Source organism: Paraglaciecola arctica BSs20135 (assembly GCF_000314995.1).
GTDB lineage: Bacteria > Pseudomonadota > Gammaproteobacteria > Enterobacterales > Alteromonadaceae > Paraglaciecola > Paraglaciecola arctica.
Genome location: NZ_BAEO01000035.1, coordinates 1 through 22,038, shown reverse-complemented (window position 1 = coordinate 22,038; position 22,038 = coordinate 1). Strand labels below are relative to the sequence as shown.

General features: G+C 39.7%; 21 protein-coding genes, 1 tRNA gene and 1 pseudogene. 7 read left to right on the top strand and 16 right to left on the bottom strand.

What is annotated here, in order from left to right:
- Positions 1–40: 40 nt before the first annotated feature.
- The 7 genes from ihfA to thrS all read right to left on the bottom strand — a co-directional run bounded on the left by ihfA (position 41) and on the right by thrS (position 7,362).
- Positions 41–337: an integration host factor subunit alpha gene (ihfA, locus tag GARC_RS12995; protein WP_007620765.1), complete on the bottom strand. Its 297-nt coding sequence runs from the start codon at positions 335–337 to the stop codon at positions 41–43.
- Positions 338–341: 4 nt separating this feature from the next.
- The gene (gene pheT, locus GARC_RS12990; protein WP_007620762.1) at positions 342–2,726 is read right to left on the bottom strand and encodes a phenylalanine--tRNA ligase subunit beta; all 2,385 of its coding nucleotides are present in this window, start codon (positions 2,724–2,726) and stop codon (positions 342–344) included.
- A 14-nt stretch (positions 2,727–2,740) separates the two neighbouring features.
- Complete coding sequence (gene pheS / locus GARC_RS12985; RefSeq protein ID WP_007620760.1) at positions 2,741–3,721, bottom strand: phenylalanine--tRNA ligase subunit alpha; 981 nt, start codon at positions 3,719–3,721, stop codon at positions 2,741–2,743.
- 473 nt (positions 3,722–4,194) lie between these two features.
- Positions 4,195–4,551 (bottom strand): 50S ribosomal protein L20, encoded by a 357-nt coding sequence (rplT, locus tag GARC_RS12980; RefSeq protein WP_007620756.1) that lies wholly within the window; start codon positions 4,549–4,551, stop codon positions 4,195–4,197.
- A gap of 17 nt (positions 4,552–4,568) precedes the next feature.
- Positions 4,569–4,766, bottom strand: a complete 198-nt coding sequence (gene rpmI, locus GARC_RS12975; protein WP_039989589.1) for a 50S ribosomal protein L35 — start codon at positions 4,764–4,766, stop codon at positions 4,569–4,571.
- 116 nt (positions 4,767–4,882) lie between these two features.
- Positions 4,883–5,410: a translation initiation factor IF-3 gene (gene infC, locus GARC_RS12970; protein ID WP_007620754.1), complete on the bottom strand. Its 528-nt coding sequence runs from the start codon at positions 5,408–5,410 to the stop codon at positions 4,883–4,885.
- A gap of 38 nt (positions 5,411–5,448) precedes the next feature.
- Positions 5,449–7,362 (bottom strand): threonine--tRNA ligase, encoded by a 1,914-nt coding sequence (gene thrS / locus GARC_RS12965; protein ID WP_007620752.1) that lies wholly within the window; start codon positions 7,360–7,362, stop codon positions 5,449–5,451.
- A 177-nt stretch (positions 7,363–7,539) separates the two neighbouring features.
- Between thrS and GARC_RS12960 the strand changes: the two genes are divergently transcribed.
- The 4 genes and pseudogenes from GARC_RS12960 to GARC_RS12945 all read left to right on the top strand — a co-directional run bounded on the left by GARC_RS12960 (position 7,540) and on the right by GARC_RS12945 (position 11,023).
- The gene (locus tag GARC_RS12960) at positions 7,540–8,181 is read left to right on the top strand and encodes an START domain-containing protein (RefSeq protein ID WP_007620750.1); all 642 of its coding nucleotides are present in this window, start codon (positions 7,540–7,542) and stop codon (positions 8,179–8,181) included.
- 92 nt (positions 8,182–8,273) lie between these two features.
- Positions 8,274–9,134, top strand: coding sequence for a fructosamine kinase family protein (locus GARC_RS12955; RefSeq protein WP_007620748.1), 861 nt, complete (start codon positions 8,274–8,276; stop codon positions 9,132–9,134).
- A gap of 135 nt (positions 9,135–9,269) precedes the next feature.
- Positions 9,270–10,013 (top strand): pteridine reductase, encoded by a 744-nt coding sequence (locus GARC_RS12950; RefSeq protein ID WP_039989592.1) that lies wholly within the window; start codon positions 9,270–9,272, stop codon positions 10,011–10,013.
- Positions 10,014–10,018: 5 nt separating this feature from the next.
- A pseudogene (locus GARC_RS12945) lies at positions 10,019–11,023 on the top strand (DUF3080 domain-containing protein).
- 16 nt (positions 11,024–11,039) lie between these two features.
- On the opposite strand, the gene GARC_RS12940 reads toward GARC_RS12945, so the two are convergent.
- Positions 11,040–12,764 (bottom strand): GMC oxidoreductase, encoded by a 1,725-nt coding sequence (locus tag GARC_RS12940; RefSeq protein ID WP_007620741.1) that lies wholly within the window; start codon positions 12,762–12,764, stop codon positions 11,040–11,042.
- Positions 12,765–12,812: 48 nt separating this feature from the next.
- Positions 12,813–13,895: a hypothetical protein gene (locus tag GARC_RS25965; RefSeq protein WP_007620739.1), complete on the bottom strand. Its 1,083-nt coding sequence runs from the start codon at positions 13,893–13,895 to the stop codon at positions 12,813–12,815.
- 312 nt (positions 13,896–14,207) lie between these two features.
- Here GARC_RS25965 and GARC_RS12930 point away from each other — a divergent pair.
- Positions 14,208–14,284 (top strand) — tRNA-Val (locus GARC_RS12930).
- A gap of 421 nt (positions 14,285–14,705) precedes the next feature.
- On the opposite strand, the gene GARC_RS12925 is transcribed toward GARC_RS12930, so the two are convergent.
- The 4 genes from GARC_RS12925 to GARC_RS12910 form a co-directional block, all read right to left on the bottom strand.
- On the bottom strand, positions 14,706–15,917 hold the full coding sequence (locus GARC_RS12925) for a type II toxin-antitoxin system HipA family toxin (RefSeq protein ID WP_226989152.1): 1,212 nt from the start codon (positions 15,915–15,917) through the stop codon (positions 14,706–14,708).
- Positions 15,904–16,155: a helix-turn-helix domain-containing protein gene (locus GARC_RS12920; RefSeq protein ID WP_007620730.1), complete on the bottom strand. Its 252-nt coding sequence runs from the start codon at positions 16,153–16,155 to the stop codon at positions 15,904–15,906. Before GARC_RS12920 ends, GARC_RS12925 begins: the two co-directional genes overlap by 14 nt.
- Positions 16,156–16,923: 768 nt before the next feature.
- The gene (locus GARC_RS12915; RefSeq protein ID WP_007620729.1) at positions 16,924–17,499 is read right to left on the bottom strand and encodes a YceI family protein; all 576 of its coding nucleotides are present in this window, start codon (positions 17,497–17,499) and stop codon (positions 16,924–16,926) included.
- A gap of 26 nt (positions 17,500–17,525) precedes the next feature.
- Entirely contained in the window at positions 17,526–18,077 is a 552-nt protein-coding gene (locus tag GARC_RS12910) for a cytochrome b (protein WP_007620728.1), read from the bottom strand.
- Between the two features lie 142 nt (positions 18,078–18,219).
- Here GARC_RS12910 and GARC_RS12905 point away from each other — a divergent pair, with 142 nt between their 5' ends.
- A complete protein-coding gene (locus tag GARC_RS12905) occupies positions 18,220–19,131 on the top strand; it encodes a LysR family transcriptional regulator (protein ID WP_007620725.1) in 912 nt (303 codons plus the stop codon).
- 24 nt (positions 19,132–19,155) lie between these two features.
- Here GARC_RS12905 and GARC_RS12900 read toward each other — a convergent pair whose 3' ends face one another.
- The 3 genes from GARC_RS12900 to GARC_RS27310 are packed head-to-tail and all read right to left on the bottom strand — an operon-like array spanning position 19,156 to position 21,111.
- On the bottom strand, positions 19,156–20,325 hold the full coding sequence (locus tag GARC_RS12900) for a multidrug effflux MFS transporter (RefSeq protein WP_039989587.1): 1,170 nt from the start codon (positions 20,323–20,325) through the stop codon (positions 19,156–19,158).
- A gap of 24 nt (positions 20,326–20,349) precedes the next feature.
- Entirely contained in the window at positions 20,350–20,655 is a 306-nt protein-coding gene (locus tag GARC_RS27315; protein WP_226989150.1) for an SIP domain-containing protein, read from the bottom strand.
- A 15-nt stretch (positions 20,656–20,670) separates the two neighbouring features.
- Positions 20,671–21,111 (bottom strand): siderophore-interacting protein, encoded by a 441-nt coding sequence (locus GARC_RS27310; RefSeq protein WP_226989148.1) that lies wholly within the window; start codon positions 21,109–21,111, stop codon positions 20,671–20,673.
- A gap of 138 nt (positions 21,112–21,249) precedes the next feature.
- On the opposite strand from GARC_RS27310, the gene GARC_RS12890 reads away from it, so the two are divergent.
- A complete protein-coding gene (locus tag GARC_RS12890) occupies positions 21,250–21,675 on the top strand; it encodes a MarR family winged helix-turn-helix transcriptional regulator (protein ID WP_007620723.1) in 426 nt (141 codons plus the stop codon).
- The last annotated feature ends 363 nt before the right edge of the window (positions 21,676–22,038 follow it).

Below are 22,038 nucleotides of genomic sequence, written 5' to 3'. Positions count from 1 at the left end.
AACGTAACGTAACGTACGTGTGTTTTTTATATATAAACTACTAATCTATTGGTTTTGAACTTTCGACTCTACTTTTAAGTTTTTGACCGGGTCTAAATGTGACCACGCGTCGCGCCTTAATTGGAATGTCTTCACCCGTTTTTGGATTTCTACCTGGGCGTTCATTTTTCTGCCTTAAATCAAAATTACCAAAACCAGATAATTTGACCTGCTCACCAGATTCTAAGGCTTCACGCACTTCTTCGAAAAAAGTTTCCACCAGATCTTTAGCATCACGCTTGTTGATCCCAAGTTTTTCAAATAAATGTTCCGCCATTTCGGCTTTGGTTAACGCCATATCGTCAGTCCCTCAAAGATGCTTCAAACTTTTGTGACAACGTGGCTAAAATACCATCAACCGTTGCCTGAATGTCGTTTTCTTGTAATGTTTTGGTTTTATCTTGTAAAACAAGTGAAATCGCGAGGCTTTTCTTACCCGGTGCAATTCCCTTCCCTTTGTACACGTCGAACAAGTTTAAGCCAACTAATTGATTTTCGCCAAATTTTTCTATACAACTCAAAATATCGCCAACTACTTTATCATCGTCTACTACGATTGCAATGTCACGTCGATTTGCAGGAAATTTTGATATTTCTTGCGCTTGAGGTAATTTTTTTAACCCTAAAGCACTAATTTCCAGTTCAAAAACAAAGCTTCTTCCATTTAACCCTAAGGATTTTTCAAACTGCGGATGCACCGCTCCAACAAATCCTAGGGATATATCGCCCACTAAAATTTCAGCTGATTGGCCAGGATGTAATGCACTATGAGAGCTGCTTTCGAATCGATAATCTTCTACACCAGCACAATTAAGTAGATTTTCTACGTCAGCCTTTACATCAAAAAAGTCAATTGACCGAGTTGAGTTATCCCAGTTTTCATCGGCAACTAAACCACAGACCACACCACTGATAACAAGTTCTTGTTTTACACCCGTTTTTTCAGTGTTATCTGGAATAAAACGTAAACCAGACTCAAATAATCTGACCCTACCTTGTTGGCGTTTTTGATTGTACGACACAGACTGTAATAACCCGGTCCACAAACTAACCCGCATAGTCGACATTTCAGACGAAATCGGATGGGGTAACTGCAAACCTTGCATTTCAGGATGCAATAAAGATTGAATCTTGGGGTCAACAAAAGAATAGGTGATAGCTTCTTGGTAGTCACTTTCCACCAAAGTATTCTTTAATTGATTTAGCTGTACCTTTTGCTCCTGATGTTGCGACATTTTTAAACTAGCAACAGGCGCAATATTGGGTATTTGGTTGTAACCATATACCCTAGCCACTTCTTCAATTAAATCTTCTTCGATACTAATATCAAAACGATAAGGCGGCACACTGATTTGCCACACTTGGTTATCAAAAGAAACACTGAAACCTAAGCGTTTAAAAATATCAGTGACTGTATCGGCAGCAATTTCAATACCTAATACTTTAGATAAACGACTGTGCCTTAGGGTTACCGAACAATCTTGTGGAACAAAAGCCAAATCAACGGCTTCAACTACTGGCCCGGCTTCACCACCAACAATATCAAGCAACAACTGAGTGGCTCGTTGCATAGCAATATGTTGTAACTGAGGGTCTACACCTCGCTCATAGCGATGAGAAGCATCAGTATGCAAACCATATTGACGAGCTTTGCCCATAATAGCGTCGGGTGCAAAAAATGCGCTTTCAAGAAAAATATCTTTACTCTCGCTAGTCACACCTGAGTCAAGTCCACCAAATATTCCGGCCATTGCCAAGGCTTTCTTAGTATCAGCAATGACAAGGGTGTTACTTTGAAGTGTTACTTCATTACCATCAAGTAAAGTCAATTTTTCATCTTGCTTGGCTAAACGAACAACCACATCACCTTCAAGTTTGTTGTTGTCAAATGCATGCATGGGATGACCCAGCTCTAACAACACAAAATTAGTCACGTCGACCACTGGGTCGATGCTTCTAACGCCAGAACGTCTTAGTTTTTCTACCATCCATAAAGGTGTCACAGCATCTAAATTAATATTCTTGATCACTCGACCTAAATAACGAGGACAAGCTTCAGGCGCAAGCAATTGAATGTTACGGCTATCGGTAATGCTTGGAGTCACTGTAGGTATTTGCAGTTCGGTAACTGAAGTCTGATTAAGTACTCCCACTTCACGAGCAAGACCTTTAATACCCAAACAATCTGCACGGTTAGGTGTTAAATCTACCTCAATAGTCACATCATCAAGTTGTAGGTATTCTCTTATATCTTGACCAATTGGGGCATCTAACGGAAGCTCCAAAATACCATCATGGTCGTCAGATATACCTAATTCAGAAAAGCTACACAACATACCAAAAGATGGCTGGCCACGTAGTTTAGCTTTTTTAATTTTAAAGTTGCCAGGTAACACAGCGCCTACTTTAGCGACCGCTACTTTTATGCCTTGACGACAATTCGGCGCGCCGCACACTATATCTAATAGCTCGTCCTCGCCTACATTAATTTTTGTCACTTGTAGTTTATCTGCATCAGGGTGCTGGCCACATTCCACCACTTCACCCACAACTACACCTGAGAATTCACCGGCTACAGCGTCAACGCCGTCAACTTCTAGACCAGCCATGCTCAACTGTTCTGATAATTCATCTGTTGATACAGATGGATTGACCCACTCTCTTAACCACTTTTCGCTAAATTTCATATTCTTGACCCGACCTAATTAAATTGCTTAAGGAAACGAAGATCGTTCTCAAAGAATGCACGCAAATCATTCACTTCGTAACGCAACATAGTTAAGCGCTCTACCCCCATACCAAAGGCAAAACCTGTGTAAATTTCTGGATCTATGTTAACCGCTTTAAGCACATTAGGATGCACCATGCCGCAACCCAACACTTCTAACCATTTACCATTTTTACCCATCACATCAACTTCTGCCGAAGGTTCTGTAAATGGAAAATACGAAGGTCTAAAACGTACTTGTAAGTCTTGTTCGAAAAAGTTATTTAAAAAATCATGCAGAATGCCTTTAAGTTCAGCAAAACTAACATTCTTATCAACCATCAAACCTTCAACCTGATGAAACATAGGTGTATGAGTTTGATCATAGTCATTACGATACACACGACCGGGTGAAATGATCCTAAGAGGAGGTTGCTCCACTTCCATGGTGCGAATTTGTACACCTGATGTTTGAGTACGCAACATCACATCAGGATTAAAATAAAAGGTATCGTGATCCGCTCTTGCAGGATGATTAGCGGGAATGTTCAACGCATCAAAGTTATGGAAGCCATCTTCTACTTCTGGCCCAGTTTTAACGCTGAAGCCTAATTCATTAAAAAAGCTTTCGATCCGATTGATGGTGCGAGTAACTGGGTGTAATCCACCACGACTCTGTCCTCGTCCTGGTAAAGTCACATCTATAGTTTCACCAGCCAACTTCTGATTAAGCTCTTGGGTTTGCAATAACTCCCCTCTAGCATGGATCAATTGTTGAATTTTCTGTTTGGCTAGATTAATTTTTTGACCCGCAGCTGGGCGTTCTTCATTAGACAATTTCCCCAAGCCTTTAAGTAACTCGGTCATTCGTCCTTTTTTGCCCATAAAATCAACACGCACGGTATCAAGGATATTGACATCCACTGCGGCATTAATTTGTTCTTCTGCTTCACTAATTATGGCATCAAGATCCATAGAGTCCCCGAATTTGGATTAAAAATATGGCCTTTATTCAACAACTTGGTTCAAGTCTAAGGCAATTTCAAAATAGCCGGTAATTCTACACGAAAGCAGCACTTTGAGGCTAGGTACAAATACCTTAAAGTCCGCATATTTAGCGATTATCTGCAAAAAATATTGAAATATCATTTATAAGCGCTAAATATCAGTTATTTATCATGGATAACTTAAGTCTCAAAAGCTAATAAGTAAAACAAGATGACATAGTATGCTGCTACTTTTCACATTAATGTGCACAGCTAGATTAGATGTAATTAATTAGATAAAAAGAGTGATTTTAAAACGTGGAAAAATGAAGGGGACAGTCAACACCCAATGTTGCATAAAACAATATTAGACATTTTACTTGAGAAAGAAAAACGGCGAGCATCATGCTCGCCGTTTCCTGAAAGAACTTAAACTGTTTATTAAAAAAATCAGCTAAAAAATTAAGCTAATGCACCTTTAGCTGCATCTACTAATGCAACAAATGCATTTTTATCATGTACCGCTATGTCGGCTAAAATCTTACGATCGATTTCAACAGATGCTTTTTTCAAACCATTGATGAAACGGCTGTAAGACAAACCATTTTGACGTGAAGCAGCGTTTATACGTGCAATCCATAACTGACGGAATGTACGTTTTTTGTTGCGACGGTCACGATAAGCATATTGACCAGCTTTCGTTACTGCTTGAACAGCAACGCGATAAACTCGACTACGAGCTCCATAATAACCTTTGGCTTGTTTTAGTACCTTTTTATGTCGGGCACGTGCAACAACACCACGTTTTACTCTTGCCATATTCTAAGTCTCCTGTTTTAAACGTAAGGTAACATGCGTTGAATTAACGCAGTGTCGGCCACATGGACCAGTTTTTTGCCACGTAAGTGACGTTTACGCTTAGAACTCTTCTTGGTCAAAATATGACGCAAGTGAGACTGTTTGCTCTTGAAGCGACCCGAAGCAGTTTTTATAAAACGCTTCGCAGCTCCACGGTGTGATTTCATTTTAGGCATTGCTAAAACTCCGCATTGTTAATAACTTATCGTGTTGCAGACACTCAAAGTTTAAGTTACATATTTAGCAGCAAGGTGAGAACGGGGGCAGAATCCGAACTACTTGTAGACCTTAACTACTTCTTAATTGGGGCAAGTACCATGATCATCTGACGACCCTCTACCCTATGTGGGAAAGATTCGCAGTTGGCAATGTCTTCCAAATCCGCGCGAACGCGTTTAAGTTGTTCAATGCCAATCTCTTGGTGTGCCATTTCACGTCCACGAAAACGTATCGTTACTTTGGCCTTGTCTCCCGCTTCTAGAAAGCGACGCAGGTTGCGCAGTTTTACCTGGTAATCACCTTCATCCGTGCCAGGGCGAAATTTAATCTCCTTGACCTGAATTTGTTTCTGTTTTTTCTTTTGCTCTTTAAGTGTCTTGCTTTTTTCAAACAAGAACTTACCGTAGTCCATTACTTTACATACTGGCGGCTCAGCATTCGGGCTAATTTCAACCAAATCTAAACTAGATTGTTCAGCAACTTCCATAGCTTCACTTATAGATACAACACCTAAAGGTTCACCATCTTTACCGACTAAACGTACTTCATTTAGTGTAATTTCTTCGTTGATCCGAGCTTTGTTCGAATCTTTAGCCTTCATGTTAGCGCTTTTAATATGTTATTCCTCCGCAAAATTAATCAGATATGTTTGCTGTCAACTTCCGACATGGCTTTAGCGATAAATGCCTCAATAGACATTTTACCTAGGTCATCACCTTTGCGTGAACGCACGGCAATTTCACCACTTTCCATCTCTTTATCGCCAACAACAAGCAAATATGGGACACGCTTGAGCGTGTGCTCGCGGATCTTAAAGCCTATCTTCTCATTTCTCAAGTCCGACTTGGCTCTAATTCCACTTTCTTTTAGCATTTTGACTACTTTTTTCGAATAATCGCCCTGTTTATCAGTAATATTCATCACAACGGCTTGAGTCGGCGCCAACCAAAGTGGAAACAGACCAGAATATTCTTCGATTAAAATGCCAATAAAACGTTCTAAGGAACCTAAAATGGCTCTGTGTATCATAACTGGAACTTTACGTTCCCCATCTTCGGCAACATAAGTTGAACCTAAACGGCCTGGCATTGAGAAATCAAGCTGAACTGTGCCACATTGCCAAGCTCTATCTAGGCAATCATGTAAGGTGAATTCAATCTTCGGACCATAAAAAGCTCCCTCTCCTGGTAAATACTGAAATTCGATCCCTTTGGAGGTTAATGCTTCGGCCAATTCTTTTTCAGCTTTGTCCCACACTTCATCACTACCCACACGATTTTCTGGGCGTGTAGATAGTTTCACCGAGATACTCTCGAAACCAAAAATCTTATAGATTTCGTAAACAGAATCGATACAGCCACCGACTTCAGCTAAAACTTGCTCTTCAGTGCAGAAAATGTGCGCATCATCTTGTGTAAACCCACGTACGCGCATCAAACCATGTAAAGCACCTGATGGTTCGTTTCTGTGACAACAACCAAATTCGGCCATGCGTAGCGGTAAGTCACGGTAAGACTTTAAACCTTGATTGAAAATCTGCACATGACCAGGACAGTTCATTGGCTTAATCGCATATTCACGTTTTTCAGATTCAGTAGTAAACATGCCGTCTTTAAATTTATCCCAATGACCAGATTTTTCCCAGAGGCTTCTGTCCATCATCATCGGAGCTTTGACTTCTTGATAGTCATATTCCCGTAACTTGCCACGGATAAATTTTTCTAGTTCGGTGTAAATACTCCAACCGTCGTTATGCCAAAACACCATTCCTGGCGCTTCTTCTTGCCAATGAAATAAATCTAACGCTTTACCTATTTTACGGTGATCACGCTTATCAGCTTCTTCTAATCTATTTAAATAGGCTTTAAGTTGCTTTTTATCAGCCCAAGCTGTGCCGTACACACGTTGCAACATTTTATTGTCGCTATCACCACGCCAATAGGCACCGGCGACTTTCATCAATTTAAAGTGCTGACAAAAACGCATGTTAGGCACGTGAGGACCACGGCACATATCAATATATTCATCATGATAGTACAAGGCAGGTTTGTCATCTTTAGCGATGTTTTCATCAAGGATCTGTATTTTGTAAGACTCACCTCGGGCTTCAAAGGTGTCTCTGGCTTCTTGCCAAGTTCCCACTTTTTTAACTACGTCATAGTTGGTTTTTGCCAATTCCAACATACGTTTTTCGATTTTGACTAGGTCTTCATCATTTAATGAATGCTCCATGTCAATGTCGTAATAAAAGCCGTTATCGATAGTGGGACCAATTGCCATTTTCACATCAGGGTAAAGTTGCTTAATGGCGTGACCAATTAAGTGAGCACAAGAGTGACGGATAATTTCTAATCCATCTTCATCTTTGGCTGTGATTATTTGTACCTGAGCATCTTTCTCAATTAAGTCGTGTGCATCAACACGCACACCATCCACTTTGCCCGCTATGGTTGCTTTTGCTAAACCAGGGCCAATATCAGTGGCTACATCAAACACTGATACTGCATTTTCAAATTGGCGTTGGCTGCCATCGGGAAGAGTAATTATGGGCATATCGAAATCCTTATGCAGTGGTGACACCTACCAAGCGCCACATGCGAATGTTTAGAGTCGACCTTTTTGAAGGCCGATTGATAAAAATAAAAAACACCCAAAAAAGGGTGCTTTGAAAAAAGGTGCTCTGCTACCATCAGAGCAATCAACGGTATTATAACGAGATAAGGTTTAGTGATGCAATGCAAAGCAATAAAAACTGCGATTTACTTCTTGGTTTTATCAGTCTTATTAAACAGCACTAATAGCTGGGCACAAGAGTGGAAACTAGAAAAACAGAAAAACAATGTCAGTATCTACAGCAAACAAACCGATTCTGGGTATAAAGAGGTATTGGTTAAAACCATTGTTGAAGCCAATCCTCATGCTTTAATAGCCTTGCTCGATGATGCGGCGTTTTCTTCCCAGTGGATCCACAACTGTATTGAGGTAAAAATACTTGAAGAGATCTCACCAACAGAACGCTTAGTACATGGCTTTTTTGCAGCGCCTTGGCCAGTAAAAGATCGTGATATGGTGACATTTTCATCAACCACTTCCACTGACAATTCTGTTCAAATTGTCATATCGGATAAAGGTGACACTAAACCACAACATCCAAAGTATGTGCGAATGCAAAATATGCATGGATTATGGGAAGCAAATGCACTAGAAAATGGGAAAAGTGAGATCACTTACACTGGTGGTGGTAATCCAGGTGGCAATCTTCCGACTTTTATTGCCAATAGTGAACTGATTTCTACCATGTTTAAAACCTTCCAAAATTTAAACAAAGTCATTTTATTAGACCAATATCAGCCAATCAAAATTACTGAATGATATAAAAACTTCTTTGTACATAACTTAATCAACCATACAAGTTTGTTAGTTACACCATAATTAGCCCATGGCATAGCGAACAAGGTTTGAACATGTGGCATTTTATTAGTGAACAAATCAGTAATTGTATTAAACAAGATTTTATCTGTGACGACATTCGTGAAGTCAACGCTGGAGATAGCCATAAAGCCTATAAAATTTCCGATGGGAAACAACGTTTTTTTGTCAAAACTAATGAAAAAATTCATCTAGCTAATTTTGAGGCTGAACGGGAAGGTTTAGAACACTTAAGTAACACCCAACTATTTAAAGTGCCAAAAGTCATTTGTTCGGGTTTGGTATCGGATCATAGTTTTTTAGCCTTAGAGCATATCTCTATGGCCCAAGGTAACGAAACAACCTGGTTTCACTTTGGGCAAGCCTTAGCAAAATTACATAGCAACTTCACACAAAAAATGTATGGCTGGCAAGAAGATAATTTTATTGGACTGACTCAGCAGCCCAATCTTTGGCAAAAAAAATGGAGCTGTTTTTTTGCTGAACAACGAATTGGATTTATGTTGCAATTATTATTTGAAAAAGGCCATGAATTAGCCAACATAGACAGCGTAGTAGAGTCAGTTAAAAGCTTACTTGCAGGTCATAATCCCACACCATCAATGCTGCACGGTGATCTTTGGCAAGGTAACACTGGTTTTCATAACAATCAGCCCGTTTTGTTCGACCCTGCCTTTTATTTTGGTGATCGTGAAACTGATATAGCCATGTCAGAATTATTTGGGCGATTCCCTGAAAACTTTTATCAAGGTTATGCTGACATTTGGCCACTTGAAACTGACTACCAATATCGAAAGCCTATTTATCAGTTATATCATGTATTAAACCATGCATTACTTTTTGGTGGTCAGTATATCGATAGTGCAAAAATCACCCTGAAAAACTTAGACACCTAATTTTCGCAGGGTAAATGTTAGGCGCTATTGCTGTTTCCTGTAAGGTTAACCTTATAATTTAACGCGGTTTTGAAACGTGCATTTAGAGGTGGTTTGGGTATACCCTTAGATTTTGATTTTTTAAGTATGAGTAAAATGGAAAACAAAGTCACCCTCATTACCGGTGGCGCCAAGAGAATTGGCGCACATACCGCAAAGTACCTGCACTCCTTTGGTTCAAATATAGTGGTTCACTGTAACGAGTCTAGGCTCGAAGCAGAAACCTTGTGCAGTGACCTAAACAAAATCAGAGCCAAATCTGCAATGCTAGTACAAGGTGACTTATCTGATTTGTCTAGCATCGAACGTATCGGTCAACAAGCCATAGATTCATTTGGCCGCTTAGATGTACTTATTAATAATGCATCCTCGTTTTATGCCACTCCCATGGGCACTATTACCAACAAAGACTGGCAAAGCCTTGTTGGCAGTAATATGCAAGGACCATTATTTTTATCCCAATACTGTACCCAAGCATTAACTCAAAATACTGGCGTCATAATTAATATGGTGGATATTCATGCTGCCAGACCGCTTAAAGACCACACTCTTTACTGCATGGCAAAATCTGCACTAGTGACAATGACACAATCTTTAGCCTTAGAATTAGCACCAGACATACGCGTTAATGGTGTCGCCCCAGGGGCGATATTGTGGCCAGAGGCACAGATGAACGAAGAAGATAAACAACAAATACTCAATCAAGTACCGGCGCAGCGCTTAGGTACTATGCAAGATATCGCCCATGCCATTAAGTTTTTGATTGAAGCCTCGTATGTGTCAGGACAAATTATTGCAGTTGATGGAGGCCGCAGTATTTCTTCATATACAAAAGGTTAGTCGCAGTGTTGAAAAGGCTGATAATTTTGTTGGCGATCTTTTTATCTGTGGGCTGTGATAGCAGCCACCTATTACAAAAGCATTTACAAGAATATCAAGAACGTATGGCTAACGTATTGGATGTTGAAGACCCAGACAAGCTGACAATAAGTTTACCGCCCTACCCACCACTCAAAGATTTAAAACAGAACATTCCAGATACCACAATCAAACTTTTTGAATTTTATAATCTTAAGCACTGTTAATTGTATTCTCTCGTAGCCGAGCGCAACACTTCCCTTGGTAACCTTCAGTTACCCTCAATTCGTTATATTTACGAAAGACGTTTAATCAGCGCATTACAACAATGCCTAATGGATACCACCGCCCCAAAGTTGCGAGAAAAATTAGAAAATTGGCAACAAACAAAAACCGAGCAGTTACCTATGGTATGGGCAGACTTAATTCAACTTAGTAGCGAATTAAAACAAGGATTGAGTGCCAACTTTGCATTAGTGGAAGGCAACCAAAAAGATGGTCTGATACAAACCAAGGAAACCTTAAATTACCTTCTTAACATCAACCAAAATAAGCACATTAACAGTGCAGAACTAGAACGACATTTAAAAAGTATAATGAATAACCCGCTACCGGCGAAATTATGGTTAAGCCAACTCACATTTACAGAGCACCTAAATCGCTCAACCAGTTGGTTGCTACAACACACAAACAACCTACAGTGTTCTAGCAATAGCTCAGAGAAAAAAATGGAGTATTTGAGTAACGTTTTTCAGCAGTTTTTTATTGAAAAAATTCAGCCTATTGGCAGTCAAATTAATCACTACCACTACCAACTTAGTCCAATTTTCGAACAGTTGACAGCCCAGCCACATCTCTCAACAAGCTTTAAAGAATATATTAAACAATTTAATCAACAAGGCTTTGAAAATTATCAGATGGCAATGCAACAGCACATCCAATTTTGGCAAGGCCTATTTAAACGCTGCAATATAAAACCGGGGAAACGCTAGTTGTTGCCACTGTATGCTATAGGTCACCATTAGGATCAGGCTGAATTCCTGTTATGCCTTCTGCCACTCGTTCAGAAAGCGCCGAAATAGTTGCTACTGGGTTGGCACCAACAGCTGTAGGCAACAAAGATCCATCCGCGACATACAGCCCCTGATAGCCAAATACTTGCCCAAAGCTATCAACACTGGCACTCGTCACCCCTTTTTCTGGACTATCAGCCAGCTTACAGCCACCCAAGGAATGCACTGTGACATTTCTTCTTAGTGGCCAAAGAAAGTTAGGCATAGGTAAAAAGGCCTTGGCTTTGACCCATGTTTTAAATCTTTTTCCCATATCCATAATCGCTTTGTATAACGGCAAGTTGTCTTTATAAGGCCATTGAATATTCAGAAAACCCCGATTGTCTAATTTCATTTCCCCAGCGCTATTATCAATTCCCATACACAACAAAACAGCTGTGGTGTAAGCAGCATCATTTTTAAGTAACTCACTAAATGTATATCCCACTCTTCCTGTTTTAGCGCCGCGAACAAAACGTTGATACAGAGCCTTTAAAGTCCGCAACAATCCAGAAAGATGTAAAACATCAGGTTTTATTCCTTCGGTGTACCAAGAAGCAAAATTCGGAAAACTCGCATCTTCCAAAATATAGGCTTGGCCCGATTTAAAATCTGAATACAGGTTGTAGTCAATTTTTTGGGTGATCACAGGACTATAATTAGGATCGGCTGGTTTATCGCCATCAATCACAAAAGATAAAAAATCGCCATTACCGGAAAAATGCAGCCCTAGATTTTGATTAATATTGGGTAAGGTTTTAAATAGATCACGGCAACGAAGTAGTAATTCATTGGTACCCAAGGTACCTGCAGAGACTATGACTCTTTTACTTGTGGCTGCGACCTCTTGCTTATCGTTATTTAAATCAAGCCAGACAACTTTATAACCAAATTCACCATCGGCATATGAGTCTTTATCGCCAGAGCTATTTAGGGGGACAATTTTTTCCACCAGCGTCATAGTGTTGATCTGTGCTTGATAATTATTTTCAGCCACAAATAAATAATTTAAATCAGTGGTGTTTTTAGAATGGGTATTACAACCCACATCACACTCGGCACAATATACACAGGACGTTTGCAGCGCACCATAACGGTTTTTTTGTTGCACGCCTATATCTGTAGGTTGATTAAAATCATTGCCAAAAAACACATTAATATCCACCAGTTCAGACTCTCGGCCATCGCTTTTGGCAAATTGCTCAAATAATTGGGTGCGTAACACTTTCCGTCTTGGTGCATTTTGATCAGGAATAGGTCTAGCACCTAATACCGATTTAGCCGTTTGATAATAAGGTTGAAGAACGTCTTTTTTGCAGCTAGCAGGCCAGTTATGATCAAAAATATGCTCAGGTGGTTCAAGAAATACATTGGCGTAGATAAGCGAGCCTCCACCCAATCCCGCCCCCACCAAAGCATCCATATGCTCAAAACTTCGAATATCAAATAAACCGAACATTTCTTTACTGCCGGCATTTTTAGGATGGTCTTGTTTGTCTCGAACAACATTCCAGAAATTGTTCGACATATCATGAGGAGTTCGAGGAAAACTGCCCATGGGATAACGTTTACCTCGCTCTAAAACTAATACCTTGCCCGGCCATTTTTTGGCTAATCGACAGGCATTAATAGCACCTCCAAAACCACTACCAATGACAATTGCTTCATAATCAAATTGCATATAAAACTCCTACCCCATTTTTACGTGACTCGGTACCCTAAGTCCGGGTTAACTACTTTTTACATAGCTATCCCATAACTCTCCCATAAAAAATTGACCAAATTTTGCCACGGTAACCGCTTTATCCTTGCTGGACTGAGCATTCAGCACAGTCACGGTAGACACTAATTTTAATAAGTCCTTCACGCCTAAACTTAAGATACCGGCTCCCACAACTGGGGCATTTTTATCTGTTCCCTGGTGTAACTGAGTCAATAAAGTAGTGATGTCTGTCCATAGGTCAAAACCCGGATCATCCCTGACCTCTTTTTTCCCCGCTAAATAGTATTCTTGCCCCTGATGCTTAAAACCTAATTCGTAAACCATCAACTTCGTATCAGGTTGAGAATCTGGGTAAAACAAGTTGAAGACGCCAGAATGAGCGACCATGCCCTGCCCCATAGGCGTAAAATCAATACTGCCAGACAGGCGCCCAGTATGATTAGGATCATCCACAAAACTTTGTAGATCATCAATGTCCACTTGGGCGTGCATAGCCAACTCGAAGCCCTTGTGTTTGCCCATGCTGTTACCTTGCTTAGGCTCGTTAGCACCTAAACAAAAACCGCCTGCCATGGTTTCTTTAAATTGAATTCCCAGTGTTGTTTCTGTCATAACGGTTATATGAGGTTCGAAAGGAACCCCCTCCTGTGTTTTATGGGTTAAATAAAATTCGGCGTCTTGACTGCCCATAGCGATTAATTGTTGATGAGTAACATGGCCAGTATATAAATCAGGATCGAGAGGCAAAGGCGTCGCGGGGTTAACTAAATGCAACCTAATGGGCTGATCATGCCCGTAAACCACCTCGCCTTGCTTGATACGCTGGTTAATATCAGCGATTTGCACCAATTCTTTATGAAGAGCGGCATTGGCACTCATTTCTAACATCTGCACATAACTGTTTAGTACACCTGTTTCATTAACAGGCGCTCTAAAAATATTGGCTCTGACTCCAGCGCCATGCACCAAGATCACCGCCCCTTTACTTACATCATGAGGGTTTTTAATGTTAATAAGATTGAGTTTTAGACCATCACCGGCAGTGAACGGAATAATAGTTTCAACTTGATTTGGTGAGGCGTGTGTCAATTTTCACTCCTGAAAATATCAACCCAGATATACAGCAGGACATATTTAAAGAATCAGATGTCAGATCAGGCTTAAAGCTGTTGCAAAGAATGTTAAAAGCATAGTGGCAAGTTATAAATTGTACAATAATCCCCCAACAATTTAGTGTTAGGTCCATTTAGCAGATTAAAGGATCTCCATAAAAGGTAAATTTGTATGATTGCTGTGCGATTGAACAAAGTTAATCAAAAAAGGGCTTGCAGATAAATAGTCTCGTCGTTATTATACGCGCCGCTTCAAAGCTCAGTCTTTACAGCGAATATATCAATCTATACAACCGTAGCTCAGCTGGTTAGAGCACTACCTTGACATGGTAGGGGTCGGTGGTTCGAGTCCACTCGGTTGTACCAATTTTAAAGACCTCCAGTCTGATTCACATGACAAATAATATTTAAAAATCAAAAATGGGAACGTTGGGACCATTATTCATAGCCAAGGCTTAGGTTGAAATCACTAAATAATTTCGAGCAGTCACCTTTGACATAATTAAACTCAATATTCGAGTCAGCAACCATTTTTCTGCGCCCCCTATAAATTAAATTTGAACTTCCCTCACAAATGCTTATATCGCTGTCAGACATTCCTTACGTAGTTGCATAAACTTTTACTTTGCGTTTTTAGATTCTGGTGATAAAAATTTCATGTTAATTGGATGAAATGCTAATAAGCCTTAAAAAAGCAGCTTGTCGGCTTCACGCATTTTTGTTTTTATTCCTTCCGAATTATCACTATCAGTATTCAGGAGTTAGCAAAAAAGTCGGCTTAAACCGATTATTCGTATTTCCTCTTTTTCTGATGTCTGTATGGTGCCGATATAACTGTTTTAGACATTATCCGGCCAACGTTCATTAGGATTGACTTTTTAAGTCCTTCCATAGCCTCTACCTCTGGCAATATGTTCAAACAATCCTGTATGTTTTGAGCTAAAGCATCAATTGCGGTGCCTGCGGATGAGCGTGGTATACCTGCCGAAAATGCAAGTTCAATCAAATCTTTTCTAAGTGGAAACGCCTTGCTTTTCTTAAGTTTGAGCGCCATGTTCTTATCCAACGTATCGTAAATTAATGTGTGAGTAACATCGTATATGGGGCTAAGAGAGATTGAGGTTAAATCATGCTCGTACTGAAGTGAGAAATTTTTGAGATGAGCATCCCCGTTGCCAATTAAGCAGTTATAAGCGATTTGGTGAAATGCCTTTTCCACTTCTTGAATAGAGTGGGTGTTCAGGCCGACCGCTTTTAAAACATTCTCATAGGTTCCAATATATTTTTGGTCGCCTGTTTTTCCCATTAGAGTTGCGAAGTCTTCTATTCCGATTTTAATGCCGTTTGCGTCTATATCGAAGCGCTCTACGATATAGTGCTCTAAGTTGTCAGAGAGCCATACATTAGGGGTGTCGAGACCGCAATATGCAGCGCACTTCATGCATACGAACTCGTTTACCGTGAGTAATGGAAATTCCTCGTCATACGTTTTAACGATGAGGTCTTTTTGAAGTAAGGTTGAGCGAGAAACCACTACTTTTGGCTGAACGCCAGCGGCCATACCTCCTAGGTAGTATTTTTCCAACAGTTGTGGAAATAACTTATCTTGACCGGACCAATGCAGAATATCATCAACGCCTATCGGCTCAGGCGCGGGCAAATCAATAGCTGAACCATAAGAAAGGTGGCCTATACCTTTATCGCCCATTAACGCCAATAAGTATAAATCGTCAACATCAGCATAGCGCCTCAGCTTTTCTGATATATATCGACGCAAATACCCTTCTGGCAAGCTTTGAGTAAAAGCAGGGTGAAGCCCACCTCTGCTATATGCCTCACTTTTATAGGGCATGGTTAACGATACTAGATGTGCGTCATCGACATAGTTAAAACTATAGTGGCCAGTATGGAGTAAATTCCCCGCATGGTATCCACCAGCTTTAACTATGACCTTATTGATTTTCTGAGGTAGTCCAGCTAACACATTAGTCATCGTCATAAAGTCCTTCCATGTTATCTAGTGATGGACGACTCGGGGCGATAGGGCTAATGGTTAACTCAAATCCAAGCAAGTTAAGATACCGCTCGTAAATCTGCAATGAGCCTTGAAAGCGCCCATTTTCTATTCGAGACAAAACCGCCCTATCACAGCTTAGTTTTTCCGCAGCATCTAACTGACTAAATTTCTGCTTTTTCCTTTCAGTTTTTAATTGAAGACCTATGGTAGCTCTGCTCATGACGCACCCTAAACGTGTATATATGCACACATTAAACAACAAACCATACTTATGTGCAAATATAGTCACATTTTAAGATGGTATATTTGTGCCACTTCACAATTTGGCGATACATGAGTACATGTGGGTAGCACCTCATTTCTAGGAAGCATTGATAATAGTGCCAGCGGGGAGTGGTTCGCCGTATAGAACATATTCAATATCAAAACATCATCAATGGTCATTTTTTTACCTTTAAAATGCGCGTAACCCTTGTATTCTCTGGTACGTCGACAGCCACCCCAAAAATCAAATATACAATTAGCGCCGTAAGCCAGTAACCGCCATATATCAAAGCAGCATAACGAACTCAAAAACAAACAGTGCCGGGATATTTATAAAAGTAAGCGAAGACCGTTTATGACACTTTTCGTAATTCGGATTTGGGCGAAAAACAGACAGTCCACTCGGTTGTACCAATTTTTCCTGATATTTCATATTTTCATCTGAATCCTTCATTTCTGACAAACTTGTTTTTATTTATCATGTAGCACTTTTAAATCTCCTGTATTTCTTTGTATTTAGTTAACCTGAACTCTGGTTAAGACGTGCCGCTTTTCTTGATATGATGCGTCAAATTATTTAAAACCAGCATGTTGACGAGGCTTGGGAATGCCGACGTTTTGATTAATGGGCTGTTAAATACATATATCTATCTATGCAAACGGTAATATCATGGCTGCACAAAGGCTTTCTAGATCACTAAAAAGCCTTGATTGTTTTTAGGGGTTATTTGACTTTAATGCCTTCGATATGCAGTTCGAGTTCGACATGTGTAGAAGCAGGGCCAAGATCCATTTTCATCGCAAAATCTTTCAGTCCAATTCTTGTTGTGCCGCTAAAGCCAACGCGATAGCCACCCCAAGGGTCGTCACCTTCCCCCACTTTATTGGCTTCAATAACAATCTCTTTACTCACGCCATGTAGGGTTAAGGTACCTTTAATTTCTAGTTTGTCATCACCTTTATCGACTACCGATGAGCTAACAAACTTTGCGTTGGCAAATTTATCTACTTCAAGAAAATCATCACTTTTTAGGTGCTTATCACGTTCAGCGTGATTGGAATTAACACTAGTTGTATCAATGTTGACTTCAATTTTTGACGCTGAAACATCCTTTTGATCATAACTAAACTTGCCGCCAAAGGTATCAAAGCGCCCCGTGAGCCAGCTGTAGCCTAAATGTTTTATTTTAAAATTAATGGATGCATGTGCACCTTTATCATCAATAACGTAATCGGCGGCGCTGGCTAATGGCGACATCCAGATAGTTGCTATAGCTGCAGCCATAATCAATTTTTTCATTATTATTCTCCAAATTTAAAGTGAGGTTAAAACCTATTTTTGTTTCTCATCATTCTTAACAGTGTTGTGTCTTTATCAAAAATATGGTGCTTTATTGCGGCGATCACATGTACAAACACAATAAACATCATAAAATATGCTACATATTGATGTATAAACCCTGCCTTATCTTCTTGATCTTCGAACAAAGAACCAAAGCCCGGCACATCAAACAATTCAAAATAGGCTATACCACGCCCGTCAGCAGTTGAAATCAAATAGCCGCTGCACATAATCACAAACAATAATACGTATAACAGAATATGCGTGGCATGGCTGGCGCTTCTCTCCCAGTGTTGGTGATTTTTCAAGGGAGCAACTTTGGGTTGGGTTGCTCTCCAAAATACCCGAAACAACATTAATGCAAATAAGCTTAAACCTACACTTTTATGTAATGCAGGAGCTGTTTTATACCAACTATCATAATAAGTAAGGTCAACCATCCAGTACCCTAGGGCAAATAAACTAAACACCACTAACGCCACAATCCAGTGTACAACTATGCTTACTAGACCATAATTTTCTTGTGTTTTTTTCATTAAACCATCCTTAAGACATTAGTAATTTTAATGGTTAATATTTAGCTGAGATAACGTAATCTGTGCATCCTATCCTACAACAATATAAGCTAATATTTATATTTCATTACATTGTTATTAACTTTTACTTATAAAGATAATTATGACGATAGAACAATTAAAAATGCTGGTGATGGTGGCGCAGAAGAAAACCATTAAACAAGCCAGCGAGGTATTATTTAAGACCCAACCAGCGATTAGCCAAGGTATTAGGCAACTCGAAAACCAGCTTGGTCTAACCCTATTTAATCGAGATGGTTATCGGTTGGAGTTAACAGCTAAAGGAAAACAAATTTATCAACATGCATTATTGTTGTTAAATGAAAGTGAACATATTCAAAAATTGGCAAGTCATTTATCCCAAGGTAACGAGGCAAGCATAACATTAGCCTTTGAGGCTTCATTTGATCTCAATAAAATACTGCCGGTATTAGATAAAACCCAAAGTGAATTTCCTGACACGCAAATTATTATTCGCCAAGAATACATTACCGGTGCTTATGAATCACTGACCGACAAACGTGCTGATATTGTGATATCCGCCGAAAGTAACCATGTACAAATATCTAACGATGTTGATTTAGCTTTTATTTACCAAGGTAGTTTAATCAATGTTGTTGCACCACGTTTACTTATGCGTCATCAAAACTTAACCAGTGTGAAGTCATTGCGTAATGAATATCAAATACTGATCCAAGACTCAGGTAAGGGAACTCAGGGGATAGAGCTTGATGTTCAGCTGGCACAACGTTGTTGGTACGCCAATGATTTTAGTACCAAGAAAAAACTGATACTTAGCGGAATGGGATGGGGAAAATTACCTGAAAATATTATTCAAAACGAACTAGAAAGCGGTGAATTAATAAAACTTGCACTCACATACGCACAAAACATATTGCAACTGAATTATTGTGCAATGCGACTAAGATCATCCATTCTTGGCCCCGCTGCGAGTAAGTTATGGAACAACCTAGTAATACTCAATCAAAACCATAAGCATGACCCCCTAAAATAAATAGGTTTTGGACTATTTATCTAGCTATCGATAGGGTTTTGCCCAAAGTAAAATCAAAGCAATTGATAAACACAGTGCTTGTGCCAGTACTATGGATAAAATACTTTCTGGTAACAATGTTGATGCCGCTGAAATCAATCCGGCGAGTGAAAATTGTGTCGCGCCTTTCAAGGCTGCCGCAGTTCCAGTATTAGTGCTGAAAGACTCCATATAGCAAGCTTGAATGTTAGGTGAAATAGCACCCATAAAACCAATAGTTAAAACCACCGCAGCCATAAAAAACCAAAGTTGCGGATACAACAAGGTGACTAATAGCAGCAGTACTAAAGCGCACGCTTGTAAACCTAAACTCCATCTGAGGATCACCTCAGGAGTAAAATGATTGAGTAACTTGCGATTAGCGATATTCATCAATAACATCAAAACAACATTAGATGAAAATAGTATTGAAAATAACTGCGGGGAAACCCCAAAATGTTGCTGGTAGATAAAAGACGCATGAGTGATAAATAACATTAATACTGAAAATGTAAGGGAGCCTATAAACATTAGTCGCATTGCCGAATGGTCCGACATCACCTGTTTATAACGTTCCCATACACTAACCTTTTCCTGTTGAAGTACTTTTACTTCATTTCTAAACACATAGGTTTTTAATAAAACGATAACTGATAAAGCGTACACCCCAAGAAAGATAAAAATATAGTGCCAATCAATAAAATTCAGGATTAAGGCGCCAATGTTGGGAGCAAGTGCTGGCGCTAACACCATCAGCAAGCCAATTAAACTAAAAAATTTAGCCGCTTCACTACCTGAAATGCGATCCCTAATCAGGGCTGGAACGGTGACAGCAGCACATCCCCCACCAAATGCTTGCAACATTCTGAGTATCAGAAATTCCGATAGGTTTTCTGCAAAAACAAGTAGTAAACTGGCAACTGCAAAAATGCCCATACCGAATAACATAATTTTACTGCGCCCAAAATGGTCGGAAAGTGGACCACCACAAAGTTGTCCAATAGCCAGAACAAATATATAAACTGAGATAGTCAATGACACTTGGTGAACCGAAACTTGCAAGCTAGCAGCTATAACAGGAAAAGCAGGTAGGTAAGTATCCAGGGCAAATGGACCTAGTGCTATTGTCATGGCTAGTATAATTGCCACTTTAAGAGATTGATTATTTGTTGTCAAAATTGTCACTTGTGGTAATTTTCATCATAGTGGATTGCGTTTTTTGTCACTATTAAAACGGTCAGCATCCATACCTTTTTTCCAATAACCAGTGGCATGGATGTTCAGTCTGTTGAACGCCAGCTCGCTCAAAAGCATGCTTTTTACTTCACGTAATTGACTCGCCTCAAGTCCAATGAATACCTGGCTGTTACTTGACATGTTAGTTGCCAGATCACGCACAGATGCAGCCATGACTTCGGGGGTTTCGTCTTCAATTCGCCAGCTTATTTGCAGCTGTTCTTCCCCGTCCATCGCAATAATGTCGGAGCGTGTTGGCACAGTGACCAATGCCTTGATAGTAGCTTATGGTTGGATAAATTTTGCATAACCGTTTACCGCATTGACTGAGGTAATATCGCCAATAAGTAAATAACTGCCAGCATTAAAATCTGTTAACTTACGCGCTCCAGGGCCCGCAATACCTAAATAATCACCCACTTTAGCGCCTGCAGCCCAATCTGTTGCGGGGCCTTGATGACAATCGATCACGAAGTCAATTACTAATTCTTTGTTGCTGGCATCGAATTCACGAATGGTATAAGAACGTTTGATTGCTGGGTTTTCACCTTTTATATCCAAGTTTGGCAAGGCTTCCCCTGGATGAGGTAATAATACTTTAACATGTGCCCCATCTTGTCCACTTGGAAAATCTGCTAAATCTGGACCACTTAAAACAAAACGTTTTAAATGTGTAGCAATATTATGAATGGCGGTTACTCGGGTTAACCTCACTTTTCTTGACATGTTATTGTTACCTTATGTATACAATTGACCAGTGCACAACATAGTGTTGATTCTTGTCACTTTTGAATATAGTTGACAAAGTCAATTATATTCAAAAGGTTGACGATGTCAACCAACTTCATTAATAAGGGAAGTAATATGACGCTTAGAGAATACATTCTCAGCCTCTCACAATTTTACCGAGTCAATATCAGGGCTGCGGTCAATGCTAGTGAGTTAGGTTTAAATGGTATGCATGTGCGATGTCTGCACGTTATTGCTAATACACCAGACTGTACTGCAAATTGTATTGTGAAAAATATGGGCCGCGACAAGGCACAGATTGCCCGTTTAGTGAAGGAGATGATTGCTAAAGGTTGGCTTGAAAAACACCCAAGTAGTGAAGATAAACGTAGTCAGATTTTGTCTTTATCTGCAAGCGGCAGACAACTACAGCAAAAAATCAGTTTGCTTGAAAAAACTATAGAAAACACTATTTTGACAGGGTTGTCAGAGCAAGATGTAGCTGATTTCCAGCGCATCGCCGGAAAAATGTTAGATAATTTATCAGGATCTGTCTCGTAAAAGACGGAGTTATTCAGCAATTTCTGCTGCGTAATTACTTTTCAATTTTGACCGATATACAAGTGAATTAGAGCGATAACGATAATATGAACATGGCATAACCGGAAAAACGATAATGACGTTGGAACATGCTGACTATGTATATCAAGCCTCTGATTTCTCATTTTTAGTCGTTGTACTCTGGTAATGATAACAGCATCAACATCGCTGTAATTTAAAAGAAATAGGAGCTTTAAAGATTGAGATAATTACTGAAACTAAGAGATTTTTTTTTGCCGTAAGACTAAATTATTGCCGAACACTTTGATGAACGTTTTATCAAAATAGTGATAAATATTAATTTGTAAACAAATAAGTAACATC